15 protein-coding genes are annotated in these 15,673 nt (G+C 71.0%); 13 read left to right on the top strand and 2 right to left on the bottom strand.

Annotation, left to right across the window (positions count from 1 at the left end; translation table 11 throughout):
- Positions 1 to 60 precede the first annotated feature (60 nt).
- From aroC to aroQ, 3 genes are read left to right on the top strand one after another with little or no spacing between them, the layout of a single operon-like run.
- The gene (gene aroC, locus ACQ9ZG_RS04170) at positions 61 to 1,245 is read left to right on the top strand and encodes a chorismate synthase (protein WP_028420095.1); all 1,185 of its coding nucleotides are present in this window, start codon (positions 61 to 63) and stop codon (positions 1,243 to 1,245) included.
- A complete protein-coding gene (gene aroB / locus ACQ9ZG_RS04165; RefSeq protein WP_109916790.1) occupies positions 1,242 to 2,879 on the top strand; it encodes a 3-dehydroquinate synthase in 1,638 nt (545 codons plus the stop codon). Before aroC ends, aroB begins: the two co-directional genes overlap by 4 nt.
- The gene (gene aroQ, locus ACQ9ZG_RS04160) at positions 2,876 to 3,316 is read left to right on the top strand and encodes a type II 3-dehydroquinate dehydratase (RefSeq protein WP_084996376.1); all 441 of its coding nucleotides are present in this window, start codon (positions 2,876 to 2,878) and stop codon (positions 3,314 to 3,316) included. The genes aroB and aroQ overlap by 4 nt, the downstream gene beginning before the upstream one ends.
- Positions 3,317 to 3,405: 89 nt before the next feature.
- On the opposite strand, the gene ACQ9ZG_RS04155 is transcribed toward aroQ, so the two are convergent.
- Positions 3,406 to 3,585 carry a hypothetical protein gene (locus tag ACQ9ZG_RS04155; RefSeq protein ID WP_181398334.1) on the bottom strand — a complete coding sequence of 60 codons (180 nt, stop codon included), beginning with the start codon at positions 3,583 to 3,585 and terminating at the stop codon, positions 3,406 to 3,408.
- 27 nt (positions 3,586 to 3,612) lie between these two features.
- Between ACQ9ZG_RS04155 and ACQ9ZG_RS04150 the strand changes: the two genes are divergently transcribed.
- The 4 genes from ACQ9ZG_RS04150 (at position 3,613) to nusB (ending at position 6,647) form a co-directional block, all read left to right on the top strand.
- Entirely contained in the window at positions 3,613 to 4,398 is a 786-nt protein-coding gene (locus ACQ9ZG_RS04150; RefSeq protein WP_499279936.1) for an AAA family ATPase, read from the top strand.
- 91 nt (positions 4,399 to 4,489) lie between these two features.
- On the top strand, positions 4,490 to 5,596 hold the full coding sequence (locus tag ACQ9ZG_RS04145) for a M24 family metallopeptidase (RefSeq protein WP_028420099.1): 1,107 nt from the start codon (positions 4,490 to 4,492) through the stop codon (positions 5,594 to 5,596).
- A gap of 50 nt (positions 5,597 to 5,646) precedes the next feature.
- The gene (gene efp / locus ACQ9ZG_RS04140) at positions 5,647 to 6,213 is read left to right on the top strand and encodes an elongation factor P (RefSeq protein ID WP_018490319.1); all 567 of its coding nucleotides are present in this window, start codon (positions 5,647 to 5,649) and stop codon (positions 6,211 to 6,213) included.
- A gap of 2 nt (positions 6,214 to 6,215) precedes the next feature.
- On the top strand, positions 6,216 to 6,647 hold the full coding sequence (gene nusB, locus ACQ9ZG_RS04135; RefSeq protein WP_019764385.1) for a transcription antitermination factor NusB: 432 nt from the start codon (positions 6,216 to 6,218) through the stop codon (positions 6,645 to 6,647).
- A gap of 205 nt (positions 6,648 to 6,852) precedes the next feature.
- Here nusB and bldD read toward each other — a convergent pair whose 3' ends face one another.
- Positions 6,853 to 7,353 (bottom strand): transcriptional regulator BldD, encoded by a 501-nt coding sequence (bldD, locus tag ACQ9ZG_RS04130; RefSeq protein WP_006123181.1) that lies wholly within the window; start codon positions 7,351 to 7,353, stop codon positions 6,853 to 6,855.
- A 223-nt stretch (positions 7,354 to 7,576) separates the two neighbouring features.
- Between bldD and pyrR the strand changes: the two genes are divergently transcribed.
- The 6 genes from pyrR (at position 7,577) to carB (ending at position 15,631) form a co-directional block, all read left to right on the top strand.
- Entirely contained in the window at positions 7,577 to 8,161 is a 585-nt protein-coding gene (pyrR, locus tag ACQ9ZG_RS04125) for a bifunctional pyr operon transcriptional regulator/uracil phosphoribosyltransferase PyrR (protein WP_018490321.1), read from the top strand.
- Positions 8,162 to 8,259: 98 nt separating this feature from the next.
- Positions 8,260 to 9,297: an aspartate carbamoyltransferase catalytic subunit gene (locus ACQ9ZG_RS04120; protein ID WP_028420100.1), complete on the top strand. Its 1,038-nt coding sequence runs from the start codon at positions 8,260 to 8,262 to the stop codon at positions 9,295 to 9,297.
- Between the two features lie 2 nt (positions 9,298 to 9,299).
- Positions 9,300 to 10,589, top strand: coding sequence for a dihydroorotase (locus ACQ9ZG_RS04115; RefSeq protein WP_084996378.1), 1,290 nt, complete (start codon positions 9,300 to 9,302; stop codon positions 10,587 to 10,589).
- Positions 10,586 to 11,194 (top strand): PH-like domain-containing protein, encoded by a 609-nt coding sequence (locus ACQ9ZG_RS04110; protein ID WP_109915316.1) that lies wholly within the window; start codon positions 10,586 to 10,588, stop codon positions 11,192 to 11,194. Before ACQ9ZG_RS04115 ends, ACQ9ZG_RS04110 begins: the two co-directional genes overlap by 4 nt.
- On the top strand, positions 11,191 to 12,330 hold the full coding sequence (gene carA / locus ACQ9ZG_RS04105; RefSeq protein WP_109915315.1) for a glutamine-hydrolyzing carbamoyl-phosphate synthase small subunit: 1,140 nt from the start codon (positions 11,191 to 11,193) through the stop codon (positions 12,328 to 12,330). The genes ACQ9ZG_RS04110 and carA overlap by 4 nt, the downstream gene beginning before the upstream one ends.
- Complete coding sequence (gene carB, locus ACQ9ZG_RS04100; RefSeq protein ID WP_499279934.1) at positions 12,323 to 15,631, top strand: carbamoyl-phosphate synthase large subunit; 3,309 nt, start codon at positions 12,323 to 12,325, stop codon at positions 15,629 to 15,631. The genes carA and carB overlap by 8 nt, the downstream gene beginning before the upstream one ends.
- Positions 15,632 to 15,673 lie beyond the last annotated feature (42 nt).

The following is a 15,673-nucleotide window of genomic DNA, read 5'->3' as shown; positions in this document are numbered from 1 at the left end:
CCGGGGCCGCGCACCCGGCCATGCCGTCGCATTTTTCAGGCGCGAGCATGAGGAGCACCGTTGAGCAGGTTGCGCTGGCTGACCGCAGGCGAGTCGCACGGTCCCGCACTGGTGGCGACGCTGGAGGGCCTTCCCGCCGGCGTCCCGGTGACGACGGAGATGGTCGCCGAGGCGCTCGCCCGGCGACGGCTCGGTTACGGCCGCGGGGCTCGGATGAAGTTCGAGCAGGACGAGGTCACCTTCCTCGGCGGCGTACGCCACGGGCTCACCATGGGCTCCCCGGTCGCCGTCATGGTCGGCAACACCGAGTGGCCCAAGTGGGAACAGGTCATGGCGGCCGACCCGGTCGACCCCGCCGTGCTGGCCGAGTCGGCCCGTAACGCCCCGCTGACCCGGCCTCGCCCCGGCCACGCCGACCTGGCCGGGATGCAGAAGTACGGCTTCGACGAGGCCCGGCCGATCCTGGAGCGCGCCAGCGCCCGGGAGACCGCCGCCCGCGTCGCCCTCGGGGCCGTCGCCCGCTCCTACCTCAAGGAGACGGCGGGCATCGAGATCGTCAGCCATGTCGTCGAGCTGGCCGCCGCGAAGGCGCCGTACGGGGTCTACCCGGTCCCCGCCGACGTGGCGAAGCTGGACGCCGACCCGGTCCGCTGCCTGGACGCCGACGCCTCCAAGGCGATGGTGGCCGAGATCGACCAGGCCCACAAGGACGGCGACACCCTCGGCGGGGTCGTCGAGGTGCTGGCGTACGGCGTGCCCGTCGGACTCGGCTCGCACGTCCACTGGGACCGCCGCCTGGACGCCCGGCTCGCCGCCGCGCTCATGGGCATCCAGGCCATCAAGGGCGTCGAGGTCGGGGACGGCTTCGAGCTGGCCCGGGTCCCCGGCTCGAAGGCGCACGACGAGATCGTCGCCACGGACGAGGGCATCCGGCGCGCCTCCGGGCGCTCCGGCGGCACCGAGGGCGGGCTCACCACCGGTGAACTGCTGCGCGTCCGCGCCGCGATGAAGCCCATCGCCACCGTCCCGCGCGCCCTGGCCACCGTGGACGTCACCACCGGTGAGGCCGCCAAGGCCCACCACCAGCGCTCCGACGTCTGCGCCGTCCCGGCCGCGGGCATCGTCGCGGAGGCGATGGTCGCCCTGGTCCTGGCCGACGCCGTCGCGGAGAAGTTCGGCGGCGACAGCGTGGCCGAGACCCACCGCAACGTGCAGTCGTACCTCGACCACCTCCAGATCCGATGAGCGGCCCCCTGGTCGTCCTCGTCGGCCCCATGGGCGTCGGCAAGTCCACCGTCGGTGAGCTGCTCGCCGCCCGGCTCGGCACCACCTACCGGGACACCGACGCGGACGTCGTCACCGAGGCGGGCAAGCCGATCGCGGAGATCTTCTACGACGAGGGCGAGGAGCACTTCCGGGCCCTGGAGCGCCGGGCGGTCACCGCGGCCGTCGCCGGACACGCGGGCGTCCTCTCCCTCGGGGGCGGGGCCGTCCTGGACGGGGCGACCAGGGAACTGCTGGCCGGCCACCCGGTCGTCTACCTCTCCATGGACGTGGACGAGGCGGTCCGCCGGGTGGGACTGGGCGCCGCCCGCCCCCTCCTGGCCGTCAACCCGCGCCGGCAGTGGCGCGAGCTGATGGACGCCCGCCGCCACCTCTACGAAGAGGTGGCCCGCACGGTCGTCGCCACCGACGACCGCACCCCCGAAGAGGTCGCCCAGGCGATCATCGACGCACTGGAACTGCCGGAGGGCGCAGCCGCCCCCGGCGTGGAGAGCACCGGCATGACGCAGCAGGCCCCCACCCGCATTCAGGTCGCAGGCTCGGCGGGCTCCGACCCGTACGAGGTCCTCGTCGGCCACCAGCTCCTCGGCGAGCTGCCCCAGCTCATCGGCGACCGCGCTAAGCGGGTCGCCGTCCTGCACCCCGAGGCGCTGGCCGAGACCGGTGAGGCGGTCCGCCAGGACCTCGCCGACCAGGGGTACGAGGCCATCGCCATCCAGCTGCCCAACGCGGAGGAGGCCAAGACCGTCGAGGTCGCCGCCTACTGCTGGAAGGCGCTCGGCCAGACCGGCTTCACCCGCACCGACGTGATCGTCGGCATCGGCGGCGGCGCCACCACGGACGTCGCCGGGTTCGTCGCCGCCAGCTGGCTGCGCGGGGTGCGCTGGATCGCGGTCCCCACCACCGTGCTCGGCATGGTCGACGCGGCCGTCGGCGGCAAGACCGGCATCAACACCGCCGAGGGCAAGAACCTGGTCGGCGCCTTCCACCCGCCCGCCGGGGTCCTCTGCGACCTCGCCGCGCTGGAGTCGCTGCCGGTCAACGACTACGTCTCCGGCATGGCCGAGATGATCAAGGCCGGTTTCATCGCGGACCCGGTCATCCTCGACCTGATCGAGTCCGACCCGGAGGCCGCCCGCACGCCCGCCGGGCCGCACACCGCCGAGCTGATCGAGCGCTCCATCCGGGTCAAGGCCGAGGTCGTCTCCAGCGACCTCAAGGAGTCCGGCCTCCGCGAGATCCTCAACTACGGCCACACGCTCGGCCACGCCATCGAGAAGAACGAGCGCTACAAGTGGCGCCACGGCGCCGCCGTCTCCATCGGCATGGTCTTCGCCGCCGAGCTGGGCCGGCTCGCCGGACGCCTCGACGACGCCACCGCCGACCGGCACCGCACCATCCTTCAGTCGGTGGGCCTGCCGCTCACCTACCGCGGCGACCAGTGGCCCAAGCTCCTGGAGAACATGAAGGTCGACAAGAAGTCCCGCGGCGACCTGCTGCGCTTCATCGTCCTGGACGCCCTCGGCAAGCCCACCGTCCTGGAGGGCCCCGACCCGGCCGTGCTGCTCGCCGCCTACGGGGAGGTCTCCGCGTGACCCGCAGGGTCCTCGTCCTCAACGGCCCCAACCTCGGCCGCCTCGGTTCCCGCGAACCCGACGTCTACGGAGCCACCTCCTACGCCGGACTCGTCGAGACCTGCACCGCGCTCGGCAAGGAGCTGGGCTTCGACGTCGACGTACGCGAGACGAACGACGAGGGCGAACTGATCCGCTGGCTCCACGAGGCGGCGGACGGTGCGATCCCGGTCGTCCTCAACCCGGGCGCCTTCACGCACTACTCGTACGGGATGCGGGACGCGGCAGCCCAGCGCACCGCCCCGCTGATCGAGGTGCACATCTCCAACCCGTACGCCCGCGAGGAGTTCCGCCACACCTCGGTGGTCGCCCCGGTGGCCACGGGCACGGTCGCCGGGTTCGGCATCGGCTCCTACCGGCTCGCCCTGCGCGCCCTGGCCGACGAACTGACGGACTGACACTCCCCGGTGCCCACGGGCACTCCGCACCCTCCCGGGCCGTTCCCCCTGAGACGGCCCGGGAAGGTACGGTAGCCGTCCCATCAGCGTCAGTCGCAGTTACGAGACGGAGTGGCCACCGGATGCAGCACCCAGTGGGGGCCCCGCTGCCGCCGCCCCAAGGACCCGGGCACGGTCTGCCGGGCCGGCCGCACCAGGAGCAGCACCCCGGCCCGCCCCCGATACCCCAGCAGCCACCGGTCGCGGGGCAGCCGCCGGTACACGGTCATGGCGCCCAGCCTCCGGCTCCCGGGCAGGTGCCGGGCTCTCCCGCGCCCGGTCAGGCCGTCCCGCCGCCCGCGCCCGGTCAGGCCCCGCAGGGACCGGCCCAGGGTCACCCGTCGCAGCCGCAGGCCCAGCCCTACGGCTGGGGCGGCACCGGGCCCACCCCGCCGCCCTCCGGCGGGCAGGCCACCGGACATGTCCAGCTGCCCCCGGGCGGGCCCGTCCCCCTGCCCGCGCCGCTCGCCGAGCCGGGCACCGGCAGTGCCACGCTCGCCGTGCTGCTGATCGGGCCGGCCGGTGCGGGCAAGACCACCGTGGCCCGGCTCTGGGCGGCCCGCCGCCGGGTGCCCACCGCGCATGTCTCCCTGGACGACGTCCGTGAGTGGGTCTGCTCCGGGTTCGCCGACCCGCAGGCGGGCTGGAACGACCACTCCGAGGCCCAGTACCGGCTGGCCCGCCGCACCTGCGGCTTCGCCGCCCGCAACTTCCTCGCCAACGGCATCTCCTGCATCCTCGACGACGCCGTCTTCCCCGACCGCCCGGTCGTCGGCCTCGGCGGCTGGAAGCGCCATGTGGGCCCCGGACTCCTCCCCGTCGTGCTGCTGCCCGGCCTGGAGGTCGTCCTGGAGCGCAACGCCGCCCGCAGCGGCAACCGCCGCCTCTCCGACGAGGAGGTCGCCCGCATCCACGGCCGGATGGCCGGCTGGTACGGCTCCGGCCTCCCGATCATCGACAACTCGACCTACGACGTCGAGACCACCGCCCGGGTCCTGGACGACGTGCTGGCCCGCTCCATCGCCTCCCCTCCCGCCTGGTAGCGCCCGGCCGGAGCGGCGGGCCCCCGCGCCCGTCCCCCCGGTCGGCTGCGCCGACCGAGCGAGGAGCCGCCCCCGCTCGTACGCTCGGAGCATGTCTGAGGTGCACGCCGTCCGACGCGGGCTGCTCCGCGACCGGTGCGCCGCCGCGGGGTCCGCGGCCGCGCTGGTCTCCCGCCCCGCCAACGTCCGCTATCTCGCGGGCGGAGCGCCCCCCGGGGCCGTGCTGCTGCTCGGCCCCGGCGAGGACGTCCTGCTCTGCCCCCGCGCGCCGAGCGGCGAGTCCGGCCACGGGCGCCCCGACGAGGCGCTCCGGGTCGACGTCCTGCCCGTACCGGACGGGGACCCGGTGGTGGAGGCCGCCGGCCTCGCCGCGTCCTTCGGCGTGGACTCGCTCGCCGTCGAGGAGCACGACCTGACCGTGGCCCGGCACCGGGCCATGGCGACGGCCGCACCGCGCCTGCTCCTGGCCGATCTGGGCTTCACCGTGGAACAGCAGCGGATCGTCAAGGACGAGGAGGAGATCGGCTGTCTGCGGATCGCCGCCGAGATCACCGACCAGGCCCTCGGCGAACTCCTCGAATCGATCCTGGTCGGCCGCACCGAACGCCATCTCGCCCTGGAGCTGGAGCGCCGCCTCGTCGACCACGGGGCGGACGGCCCCGCCTTCGCCACCTCCGTCGCCACCGGCCCCAACTCCGGCCAGGGGCGCCACCGTCCCTCGGACCGGCGGGTGGAGGAGGGCGATTTCCTCTCCGTGCGCCTCGGCGCGAGCTACCACGGCTACCGCTGCGAGATCGGCCGGACCTTCGTCATCGGCACCGCCCCCGCCGACTGGCAGATCGAGCTGTACGACCTCGTTTTCGCCGCTCAGCGGGGAGGCCGGGAGGCCCTCGCACCGGGCGCCGCCTACCGCGAGGTGGACCGCGCGGCCCGTCATCCGCTGGAGTCCGCGGGGTACGGGGAGGGCCTCCAGCCGTGGACCGGACACGGTGTGGGGCTGGAAATCGAGGAGGACCCGCAATTGGCACCGACAGCCATGGGTAAACTGGACGCTTGTGTGCCGGTCACCGTCGAACCGGGGGTCCACCTCCCGGGCCGGGGCGGTGTCCGGATCGATGACACGCTCGTCGTGCGCCCCGAGGCGGACGGCGGACCCGAGCTACTCACCATGACGACCAAGGAACTGCTCGCGCTCTAGCGCGCATCCCCGGTCGTTCCACCAGCTTCAGTCCAGGAGATTCCGCAACCGTGGCTTCCACGAACGACCTCAAGAACGGCCTGGTGCTCAAGCTCGACGGAGGCCAGCTCTGGTCCGTCGTCGAGTTCCAGCACGTCAAGCCCGGCAAGGGCCCCGCCTTCGTGCGCACCAAGCTCAAGAACGTGCTCTCCGGCAAGGTCGTCGACAAGACGTTCAACGCCGGCGTGAAGGTCGAGACGGCCACCATCGACCGCCGCGACATGCAGTTCTCGTACATGGACGGCGAGTACTTCGTCTTCATGGACATGGACACGTACGACCAGCTCATGGTCGACCGCAAGGCCGTCGGCGACGCCGCCAACTTCCTGATCGAGGGCTTCACCGCCTCCGTCGCCCAGTACGAGGGCGAGGTGCTCTACGTCGAGCTGCCCGCCGCCGTCGAGCTGACCATCCAGCACACGGACCCGGGCGTCCAGGGCGACCGCTCCACCGGTGGCACCAAGCCCGCCACCCTGGAGACCGGTTACGAGATCGGCGTGCCGCTCTTCATCACCACCGGCGAGAAGATCAAGGTCGACACCCGCACGGGCGACTACCTCGGCCGGGTGAACAGCTAACCGTGGCCGCCCGGAACAAGGCCCGCAAGCGCGCCTTCCAGATCCTCTTCGAGGCCGACCAGCGCGGCGAGTCCGTGCGCAGCGTCCTCGCGGACTGGGTCCGGCACTCGCGGACCGACGACCGTCAGCCGCCGGTCGGCGAATTCACGATGGAGCTGGTCGAGGGGTACGCGGAGTACGCGGACCGGATCGACGACCTCATCGTCACCTATGCCGTGGACTGGGAGATCGACCGGATGCCGGTCGTCGACCGCAACATCATCCGGCTCGGCGCCTACGAGCTGATCTGGATGGACGAGACCCCGGACGCCGTGGTGATCGACGAGGCGGTCCAGCTCGCCAAGGAGTTCTCCACCGACGACTCCCCGTCGTTCGTGAACGGCCTGCTGGCCCGCTTCAAGGACCTCAAGCCGAACCTCCGCCGGGAGCAGTAGCCCGCCCCGTGCGGGGCGGCTCCGCCACGCGCACGCCACGAAGGGCCCACGGTCAGCCGACCGTGGGCCCTTCGGCACGACGCACTGCCGGGACGACACGAAGACGCCGGGCCGGCGGTAGCCCGAAGGCTTCCGCCGGCCCGGCGGCACGTTTCTGCTGACGGGTCCGGTGCGAGCGGCCGACCCGGACCTCCCGGTCCCGGTCTCAGCTCTCGTCGTGGGAGACCGCGCGGCGCGCGTCCGCGTCCAGCACGCCCCAGCTGATCAGCTGCTCCGTGAGCACGGACGGCGACTGGTCGTAGATCACGGCGAGGGTGCGCAGGTCGTCCTGGCGGATCGAGAGCACCTTGCCGTTGTAGTCACCGCGCTGGCTCTGGATGGTCGCCGCGTAGCGCTGCAGCGGACCGGCCTTCTCCGGCGGGACGTGGGCGAGGCGCTCCAGGTCCAGGACGAGCTTCGGCGGCGGCTCCGCGGCCCCGCCCGGCGTCGTACCGGGCAGCAGCTCCTGCACCGGGACCCCGTAGAAATCCGCCAGCTCGGCGAGGCGCTGCACGGTCACGGCACGGTCGCCGCGCTCGTACGAACCGACCACGACGGCCTTCCAGCGACCCTGTGACTTCTCCTCCACGCCGTGGAGGGAGAGGCCCTGCTGGGTGCGGATGGCACGGAGTTTGGCCCCGAGCTGTTTTGCGTATTCGCTGGACATATGGCTCCCCGGACGCTGGAACAGTGTGCGGCTCCGCCGCGTGGCTGGTAACTCACTGTGAGGTTACGCAGCGTTACTTGGCTGCGTCAAGCCGAATGGGCCGGACCCGGTACCTCCCAGGGGGCGGGTCCAGGGCCTCACACAAGCCCTGATACCGTGGATGACGTAATTTCGACGTCCTTTAAGGTCCGTCCCGTGAGGCGGAGAAGGAGGTCCGTTTCTTATGGACGCACAGCACGACGACACCGGCAACGCGGCACGCCCCGTTCTCGAGGCCCCCGACATCGCCCGTGTTCTGACCCGTATCGCCCACGAGATCGTCGAACGCGCCAAGGGCGCCGACGACGTGGTGCTGCTCGGCATCCCGACGCGGGGCGTCTTCCTCGCCCGCCGCCTCGCCGACAAACTCGAAGAGATCACCGGCCGGAAGATGCCGGTCGGCTCCCTCGACATCACCATGTACCGCGACGACCTGCGGCTGCGCCCCGCCCGGGCCCTGGCCCGTACCGACATCCCCGGCGAGGGCATCGAGGGGAAGCTGGTCGTCCTCGTCGACGACGTGCTCTTCTCCGGCCGCACCATCCGCGCCGCCCTCGACGCGCTCGGCGACATCGGCCGCCCGCGCGCCGTGCAGCTCGCCGTCCTCGTCGACCGCGGCCACCGAGAACTCCCGATCCGCGCCGACTACGTCGGCAAGAACCTCCCCACGTCGCTGCGGGAGACGGTCAAGGTCCAGCTCGCCGAGGAGGACGGCCGCGACGCCGTGCTGCTCGGTGTCCAGCAGGCCGCGCCCGCGGACGAGCAGTAGCCCCACAGCCCGCCGTACGCCCTTCCGGGGGACGTACGAGCCGCTCCTGCGCGCCCGCACGCCTTCAGAACCCTCCTCCAGCCACCGGAGAACCCCAGATGAAGCGCCACCTCATCTCGGCCGCCGACCTCACCCGCGACGACGCCGTCCTGATCCTCGACACCGCCGAGGAGATGGCCCGGGTCGCGGACCGGCCGATCAAGAAGCTCCCGACCCTGCGCGGCCGGACCGTCGTCAACCTCTTCTTCGAGGACTCGACCCGGACCCGCATCTCCTTCGAGGCCGCCGCCAAGCGGCTCTCCGCCGACGTCATCAACTTCTCCGCCAAGGGCTCCTCCGTCTCCAAGGGCGAGTCCCTGAAGGACACCGCGCTGACCCTGGAGGCGATGGGCGCCGACGCCGTCGTCATCCGGCACGGCTCCTCCGGCGCCCCCTACCGGCTCGCCACCTCCGGCTGGATCGACGGAGCCGTGGTCAACGCCGGCGACGGCACCCACGAGCACCCCACCCAGGCCCTGCTGGACGCCTTCACCATGCGCCGCCGCCTCGTCGGGGCCGACGCCGGTCTCGGCCGCGACCTGGAAGGCCGCCGCATCACGATCGTCGGCGACATCCTGCACAGCCGCGTCGCCCGCTCCAACGTCCACCTGCTCACCACCCTGGGCGCCCACGTCACCCTGGTGGCCCCGCCCACCCTGGTGCCCGTCGGCGTCGAACAGTGGCCCTGCGACGTCAGCTACAGCCTGGACGACGTGCTGGCGACCTCCGATGCGGTGATGATGCTGCGTGTGCAGCGCGAACGGATGAACGCCGCCTACTTCCCGACCGAGCGCGAGTACTCCCGCCGCTACGGCCTGGACGGCCTGCGCATGGCCAAGATGCCCGAGCACGCCATCGTCATGCACCCCGGCCCGATGGTCCGCGGCATGGAGATCACCGCCGAGGTCGCCGACTCCGACCGCTGCACGGTCGTCGAGCAGGTCGCCAACGGCGTCTCCATCCGGATGGCCGTCCTCTACCTGCTGCTCGGCGGCTCCGACACCGCCCTGTCGGCCCCCACCCGTCCCGAAGGCTCTGCCCGTACCGAGAGCCCCGCCCGTACCGAGGCCCCCGCCCGTACCGAGGAGACCAAGTAACCATGAGCAAGATCCTTATCCGCGGTGCGCGCATCCTCGGCGGTGAGCCGCAGGACGTGCTGATCGACGGCGAGACCGTCGCCGAGGTCGGCACCGGCATCGAGGCCCCGGACGGCGCCACCGTCGTCGAGGCGGCCGGCCAGATCCTGCTGCCAGGCCTCGTCGACCTCCACACCCACCTGCGCGAGCCCGGCCGCGAGGACTCCGAGACCGTCCTCACCGGCACCAAGGCCGCGGCGGCCGGCGGCTTCACCGCCGTCCACGCCATGGCCAACACCTTCCCCGTGGCCGACACCGCCGGCGTCGTCGAGCAGGTCTGGCGGCTGGGCAAGGAGTCCGGCTACTGCGACGTCCAGCCCGTCGGCGCCGTCACCGTCGGCCTGGAGGGCAAGAAGCTCGCGGAACTCGGCGCGATGCACGACTCGGCCGCGGGGGTGAAGGTCTTCTCCGACGACGGCAAGTGCGTCGACGACGCGGTGATCATGCGCCGCGCCCTGGAGTACGTGAAGGCCTTCGACGGCGTCGTCGCCCAGCACGCCCAGGAGCCCCGCCTCACCGAGGGCGCCCAGATGAACGAGGGCATCGTCTCCGCCGAACTCGGCCTCGGCGGCTGGCCCGCCGTCGCGGAGGAGTCGATCATCGCCCGCGACGTCCTCCTCGCCGCCCACGTCGGCTCCCGCGTCCACATCTGCCACCTCTCCACCGCCGGCTCCGTGGAGATCGTCCGCTGGGCCAAGTCCAAGGGCTGGAACGTCACCGCCGAGGTCACCCCGCACCACCTCCTGCTCACCGACGAGCTGGTCCGCACCTACAACCCGGTCTACAAGGTGAACCCGCCGCTGCGCACCGAGGCCGACGTCATGGCCCTGCGCGAGGCCCTCGCGGACGGCACCATCGACTGCGTCGCCACCGACCACGCCCCGCACCCGCACGAGGACAAGGACTGCGAGTGGGCGGCCGCCGCCATGGGCATGGTGGGCCTGGAGACCGCGCTCTCCGTCGTCCAGCAGACGATGGTGGACACCGGCCTGCTGGACTGGGCGGGCGTCGCGGACCGCATGTCGTTCCGCCCCGCGGTCATCGGCCGGCTCGAAGGACACGGCCGTCCCGTCTCGGCGGGTGAGCCCGCCAACCTCACGCTGGTCGATCCGGCATACCGTGGAGCCGTGGACCCCGCGGGCTTCGCGTCCCGCAGCCGTAACACCCCCTACGAGGGGCGCGAGCTGCCGGGCCGCGTCACCCACACCTTCCTGCGGGGCCGTGCCACGGTCGTCGACGGGAAGCTCGCGTGACAACACTGACCCCCCTGTACCTCCTGGCCGCCGAGCAGAAGTCGGCGGAAGTGACGGACTGGTCCGCCCGCATCGCCTGGGTGATCGGCCTGCTGGTCTTCATCGCCCTGGTCTACTGGCTGATGCGCGAGGGCTGGAAATGGCGCGGACGGCTCCAGTCCGACCTGCCCGAGCCGGCCACCACACCCGAGGGCTTCGCCGATGACGAGATCCTGCTGACGCTGGAGGGGCGCTACCACGCCTCCACCACCGCCGGGCAGTGGCTCGACCGGATCGTCGCGCACGGCCTCGGCACCCGCAGCCGTGCCGAGCTGACGCTGACCGCCCGCGGCCTGGACGTCGTACGCCCCGGCGCGAACGACTTCTTCATCCCGGCCGAGTCCCTGCGCGAGGCCCGCCTCGACAAGGCGCTCGCCGGCAAGGTCCTCCCCGAGGGCGGCCTGCTGATCATCACCTGGGCGCACGGCGAGACCCTGATCGACTCCGGGTTCCGCTCCGACCACGCGGCCGAGCACCAGGCCTGGGTCGACGCCGTCAACAGCCTGGCCGGCGCTCCGGCCGCCACCGAACTCACCAGCACCACGACGGAAGGCACCGCACGATGACCCTCTCCACCCGGGGGGCACAGACCCCCGCCGTACTCGTCCTGGAGGACGGTCGCGCCTTCCGCGGCCGTGCTTATGGGGCTGTGGGGGAGACCTTCGGCGAAGCGGTGTTCTCCACCGGCATGACCGGCTACCAGGAGACGCTGACCGACCCCTCGTACCACCGCCAGGTCGTCGTCATGACGGCCCCGCATGTCGGGAACACGGGCGTCAACGATGAGGATCCGGAGTCGGGTCGTATTTGGGTTTCGGGTTATGTGGTGCGTGATCCTGCGCGTAAGGCGTCCAACTGGCGTGCGCAGCGGTCGCTGGATGAGGAGTTGGCGGCGCAGGGTGTGGTGGGGATCAGTGGTGTCGACACCCGTGCTCTCACCCGCCATTTGCGGGAGCGGGGTGCGATGCGGGTGGGGATCTTCTCCGGGAATGCGATCCCGGATGAGGGCACGCTTTTGGCGAGGGTGCGTCAGGCGCCGGAGATGACCGGCGCCGACCTCTCCGCCGAGGTGGCGACGAAGGAGGCGTATGTCGTCCCCGCGATCGGTACGAAGAGGTTCACCGTCGCCGCGGTGGACCTGGGGATCAAGGGGATGACGCCGCACCGGATGGCGGAGCGGGGTATCGAGGTGCATGTGCTGCCCGCGACCGCCACCCTGGAGGAGGTGTACGCGGTGAAGCCGGACGGCGTGTTCTTCTCCAACGGTCCTGGTGACCCGTCCACCGCCGATCACCCGGTGGCGTTGATGCGGGGCGTCCTTGAGCGGTCGACTCCGCTGTTCGGTATCTGTTTCGGCAATCAGATCCTGGGCCGGGCGCTCGGCTTCGGTACCTACAAGTTGAAGTACGGGCACCGTGGGATCAATCAGCCGGTGCAGGACCGCACCACCGGCAAGGTCGAGGTGACCGCGCACAATCACGGCTTCGCTGTCGACGCCCCGCTGGACCGGGTGTCCGACACGGAGTTCGGCCGTGCTGAGGTGTCCCATGTGTGTCTGAACGACCAGGTGGTGGAGGGGCTGCAGCTGCTGGACCGGCCGGCGTTCAGTGTTCAGTATCACCCCGAGGCGGCGGCCGGTCCGCATGATGCCGCTTACCTGTTCGACCGTTTCGTTTCTCTGATGGAGGGCCAGCGTGCCTAAGCGCTCCGATATCCAGTCCGTCCTGGTCATCGGCTCGGGTCCGATCGTCATCGGCCAGGCCGCCGAGTTCGACTACTCCGGCACCCAGGCCTGCCGGGTGCTGAAGGCCGAGGGGTTGCGGGTCATCCTGGTCAACTCCAACCCGGCCACGATCATGACCGACCCCGAGATCGCGGATGCCACGTATGTGGAGCCGATCACGCCGGAGTTCGTGGAGAAGATCATCGCGAAGGAGCGCCCTGATGCGCTTCTGCCGACCCTGGGTGGCCAGACCGCGCTGAACACGGCGATCTCGATGCATGAGCAGGGTGTGCTGGAGAAGTACGGGGTTGAGCTGATCGGCGCCAATGTGGAGGCGATCAACAAGGGCGAGGACCGCGACCTCTTCAAGGGCGTCGTCGAGGCGGTGAAGGAGAAGATCGGGTACGGGGAGTCCGCCCGGTCGGTGATCTGCCACTCCATGGACGACGTCATCAAGGGTGTCGACACCCTCGGTGGCTACCCGGTCGTCGTCCGCCCCTCCTTCACCATGGGCGGGGCAGGTTCCGGCTTCGCCCACGACGAGGAGGAACTGCGCCGCATCGCCGGCCAGGGCCTCACCTTGTCCCCGACCACGGAGGTGCTGTTGGAGGAGTCGATCCTGGGGTGGAAGGAGTACGAGCTGGAGCTGATGCGCGACAAGAACGACAACGTCGTGGTCGTGTGTTCCATCGAGAACTTCGACCCGATGGGTGTCCACACCGGTGACTCGATCACTGTTGCCCCGGCGATGACGCTCACGGACCGGGAGTACCAGCGGCTGCGGGATGTGGGTATCGCGATCATCCGCGAGGTCGGGGTGGACACGGGTGGCTGCAACATCCAGTTCGCGATCGACCCCACCGATGGGCGGGTCATCGTGATCGAGATGAACCCGCGCGTCTCGCGCTCCTCGGCGCTTGCCTCCAAGGCCACCGGTTTCCCGATCGCCAAGATCGCCGCCAAGCTGGCCGTCGGTTACACGTTGGATGAGATTCCGAACGACATCACGGAGAAGACCCCGGCGTCTTTCGAGCCGACGCTTGACTATGTGGTGGTGAAGGCCCCGCGGTTCGCGTTCGAGAAGTTCCCCTCGGCTGATTCGACGCTGACGACGACGATGAAGTCGGTGGGGGAGGCGATGGCGATCGGCCGGAACTTCACCGAGGCCCTCCAGAAGGCGCTGCGCTCTTTGGAGAAGAAGGGCTCGCAGTTCGCCTTCACCGGGCCGGTGGGGGACAAGGCGGAACTCCTCGCTGAAGCGGTACGTCCCACGGACGGCCGGATCAATACGGTCATGCAGGCGATCCGGGCGGGTGCCACCCAGGAGGAGGTCTTCGACGCGACGAAGATCGACCCCTGGTTCGTCGACCAGCTCTTCCTGATCAAGGAGATCGCCGACGAGCTGGCCGCCGCCGACAAGCTCGGCCCTGAGCTGCTCGCGGAGGCGAAGCGGCACGGGTTCTCCGACGCGCAGATCGGCGAGATCCGCAGCCTGCGCGAGGACGTCGTGCGCGAGGTCCGCCACGCGCTCGGCATCCGACCCGTCTACAAGACGGTCGACACCTGCGCCGCGGAGTTCGCGGCGAGGACGCCGTACTTCTACTCCTCCTACGACGAGGAGAGCGAGGTCGCGCCCCGGACCAAGCCCGCGGTGATCATCCTCGGCTCGGGTCCGAACCGGATCGGGCAGGGCATCGAGTTCGACTACTCCTGTGTCCATGCTTCCTTCGCCCTGTCCGACGCGGGCTTCGAAACGGTGATGGTCAACTGCAACCCGGAGACCGTCTCCACGGACTACGACACCTCCGACCGGCTCTACTTCGAGCCGCTCACCCTGGAGGACGTCCTGGAGATCGTCCACGCCGAATCGCTGGCCGGACCCATCGCCGGCGTCATCGTCCAGCTCGGCGGCCAGACCCCCCTCGGCCTCTCCCAGGCGCTCAAGGACAACGGCGTGCCCGTCGTCGGCACCTCCCCCGAAGCGATCCACGCCGCCGAAGACCGCGGCGCCTTCGGCCAGGTCCTCGCCGAAGCCGGACTGCCCGCGCCCAAGCACGGCACCGCCACCACCTTCGCGGCCGCCAAGGCCATCGCGGACGAGATCGGCTACCCCGTCCTCGTACGCCCCTCCTACGTCCTGGGCGGGCGGGGGATGGAGATCGTGTATGACGAGGCGCGTCTGGAGTCGTACATCGCGGAGTCCACCGAGATCAGCCCCACCCGCCCGGTCCTGGTGGACCGTTTTCTCGACGATGCGATCGAGATCGATGTCGACGCCCTCTACGACGGCACCGAGCTGTACCTCGGCGGTGTGATGGAGCACATCGAGGAGGCCGGGATCCACTCCGGTGACTCGGCCTGCGCCCTGCCGCCGATCACGCTGGGCGGGTTCGACATCAAGCGGCTGCGCGCCTCGACCGAGGCGATCGCCCGGGGGGTGGGGGTGCGCGGGCTGATCAACATCCAGTTCGCCCTGTCCGGGGACATCCTCTACGTCCTGGAGGCCAACCCCCGCGCCTCCCGCACGGTGCCCTTCACCTCCAAGGCCACCGCCGTCCCCCTCGCCAAGGCCGCCGCCCGCATCTCGCTGGGCGCCACCATCGCCGAGCTGCGCACCGAGGGCCTGCTGCCGAAGACGGGTGACGGGGGCACGCTGCCGCTGGACGCGCCGATCTCCGTCAAGGAGGCCGTGATGCCGTGGTCGCGGTTCCGTGACATCCACGGGCGGGGTGTGGACACGGTCCTGGGGCCGGAGATGCGCTCCACCGGTGAGGTCATGGGCATCGACTCCGTCTTCGGCACCGCGTATGCGAAGTCGCAGGCCGGGGCGTACGGGCCGCTTCCCACCCGTGGGCGGGCGTTCATCTCGGTCGCCAACCGGGACAAGCGCTCGATGATCTTCCCGGCCCGTGAGCTCGTCGCGCACGGGTTCGAGCTGATGGCGACCTCGGGGACCGCGGAGGTCCTCAAGCGCAACGGGATCAACGCCACGATCGTGCGCAAGCAGTCCGAGGGCACCGGTCCCAACGGTGAGAAGACGATCGTCCAGCACATCCACGACGGCGAGGTCGACCTCATCGTCAACACCCCCTACGGGACCGGCGGCCGGCTCGACGGGTACGAGATCCGTACCGCGGCCGTGGCCCGCTCCGTGCCGTGCCTGACCACCGTCCAGGCACTCGCCGCGGCCGTCCAGGGCATCGACGCCCTCAACGGCGGCGACGTCGGCGTCCGCTCACTCCAAGAACACGCCGAGCAGCTGACAGCGGCCCGCGACTAGCAGCCCAGCAGGGGGACACCGGAAACGGTGTCCCCCTCTCTG

Origin of the sequence: Streptomyces araujoniae (assembly GCF_050871195.1) — a bacterium.
Classification (GTDB): domain Bacteria; phylum Actinomycetota; class Actinomycetes; order Streptomycetales; family Streptomycetaceae; genus Streptomyces; species Streptomyces bacillaris.
This window is presented reverse-complemented; position numbering and strand designations above follow the sequence as displayed.

What these genes read in the sequence shown, in the direction of transcription:
- aroB (WP_109916790.1), top strand. Translation starts at nt 1,242, where the DNA reads ATGAGCGGCCCCCTGGTCGTCCTCGTCGGCCCCATGGGCGTCGGCAAG.
- ACQ9ZG_RS04155 (WP_181398334.1), bottom strand. Translation starts at nt 3,585, where the DNA reads ATGACCGTGTACCGGCGGCTGCCCCGCGACCGGTGGCTGCTGGGGTAT.
- ACQ9ZG_RS04145 (WP_028420099.1), top strand. Translation starts at nt 4,490, where the DNA reads ATGTCTGAGGTGCACGCCGTCCGACGCGGGCTGCTCCGCGACCGGTGC.
- bldD (WP_006123181.1), bottom strand. Translation starts at nt 7,353, where the DNA reads ATGTCCAGCGAATACGCAAAACAGCTCGGGGCCAAACTCCGTGCCATC.
- pyrR (WP_018490321.1), top strand. Translation starts at nt 7,577, where the DNA reads ATGGACGCACAGCACGACGACACCGGCAACGCGGCACGCCCCGTTCTC.
- ACQ9ZG_RS04120 (WP_028420100.1), top strand. Translation starts at nt 8,260, where the DNA reads ATGAAGCGCCACCTCATCTCGGCCGCCGACCTCACCCGCGACGACGCC.
- ACQ9ZG_RS04115 (WP_084996378.1), top strand. Translation starts at nt 9,300, where the DNA reads ATGAGCAAGATCCTTATCCGCGGTGCGCGCATCCTCGGCGGTGAGCCG.
- carA (WP_109915315.1), top strand. Translation starts at nt 11,191, where the DNA reads ATGACCCTCTCCACCCGGGGGGCACAGACCCCCGCCGTACTCGTCCTG.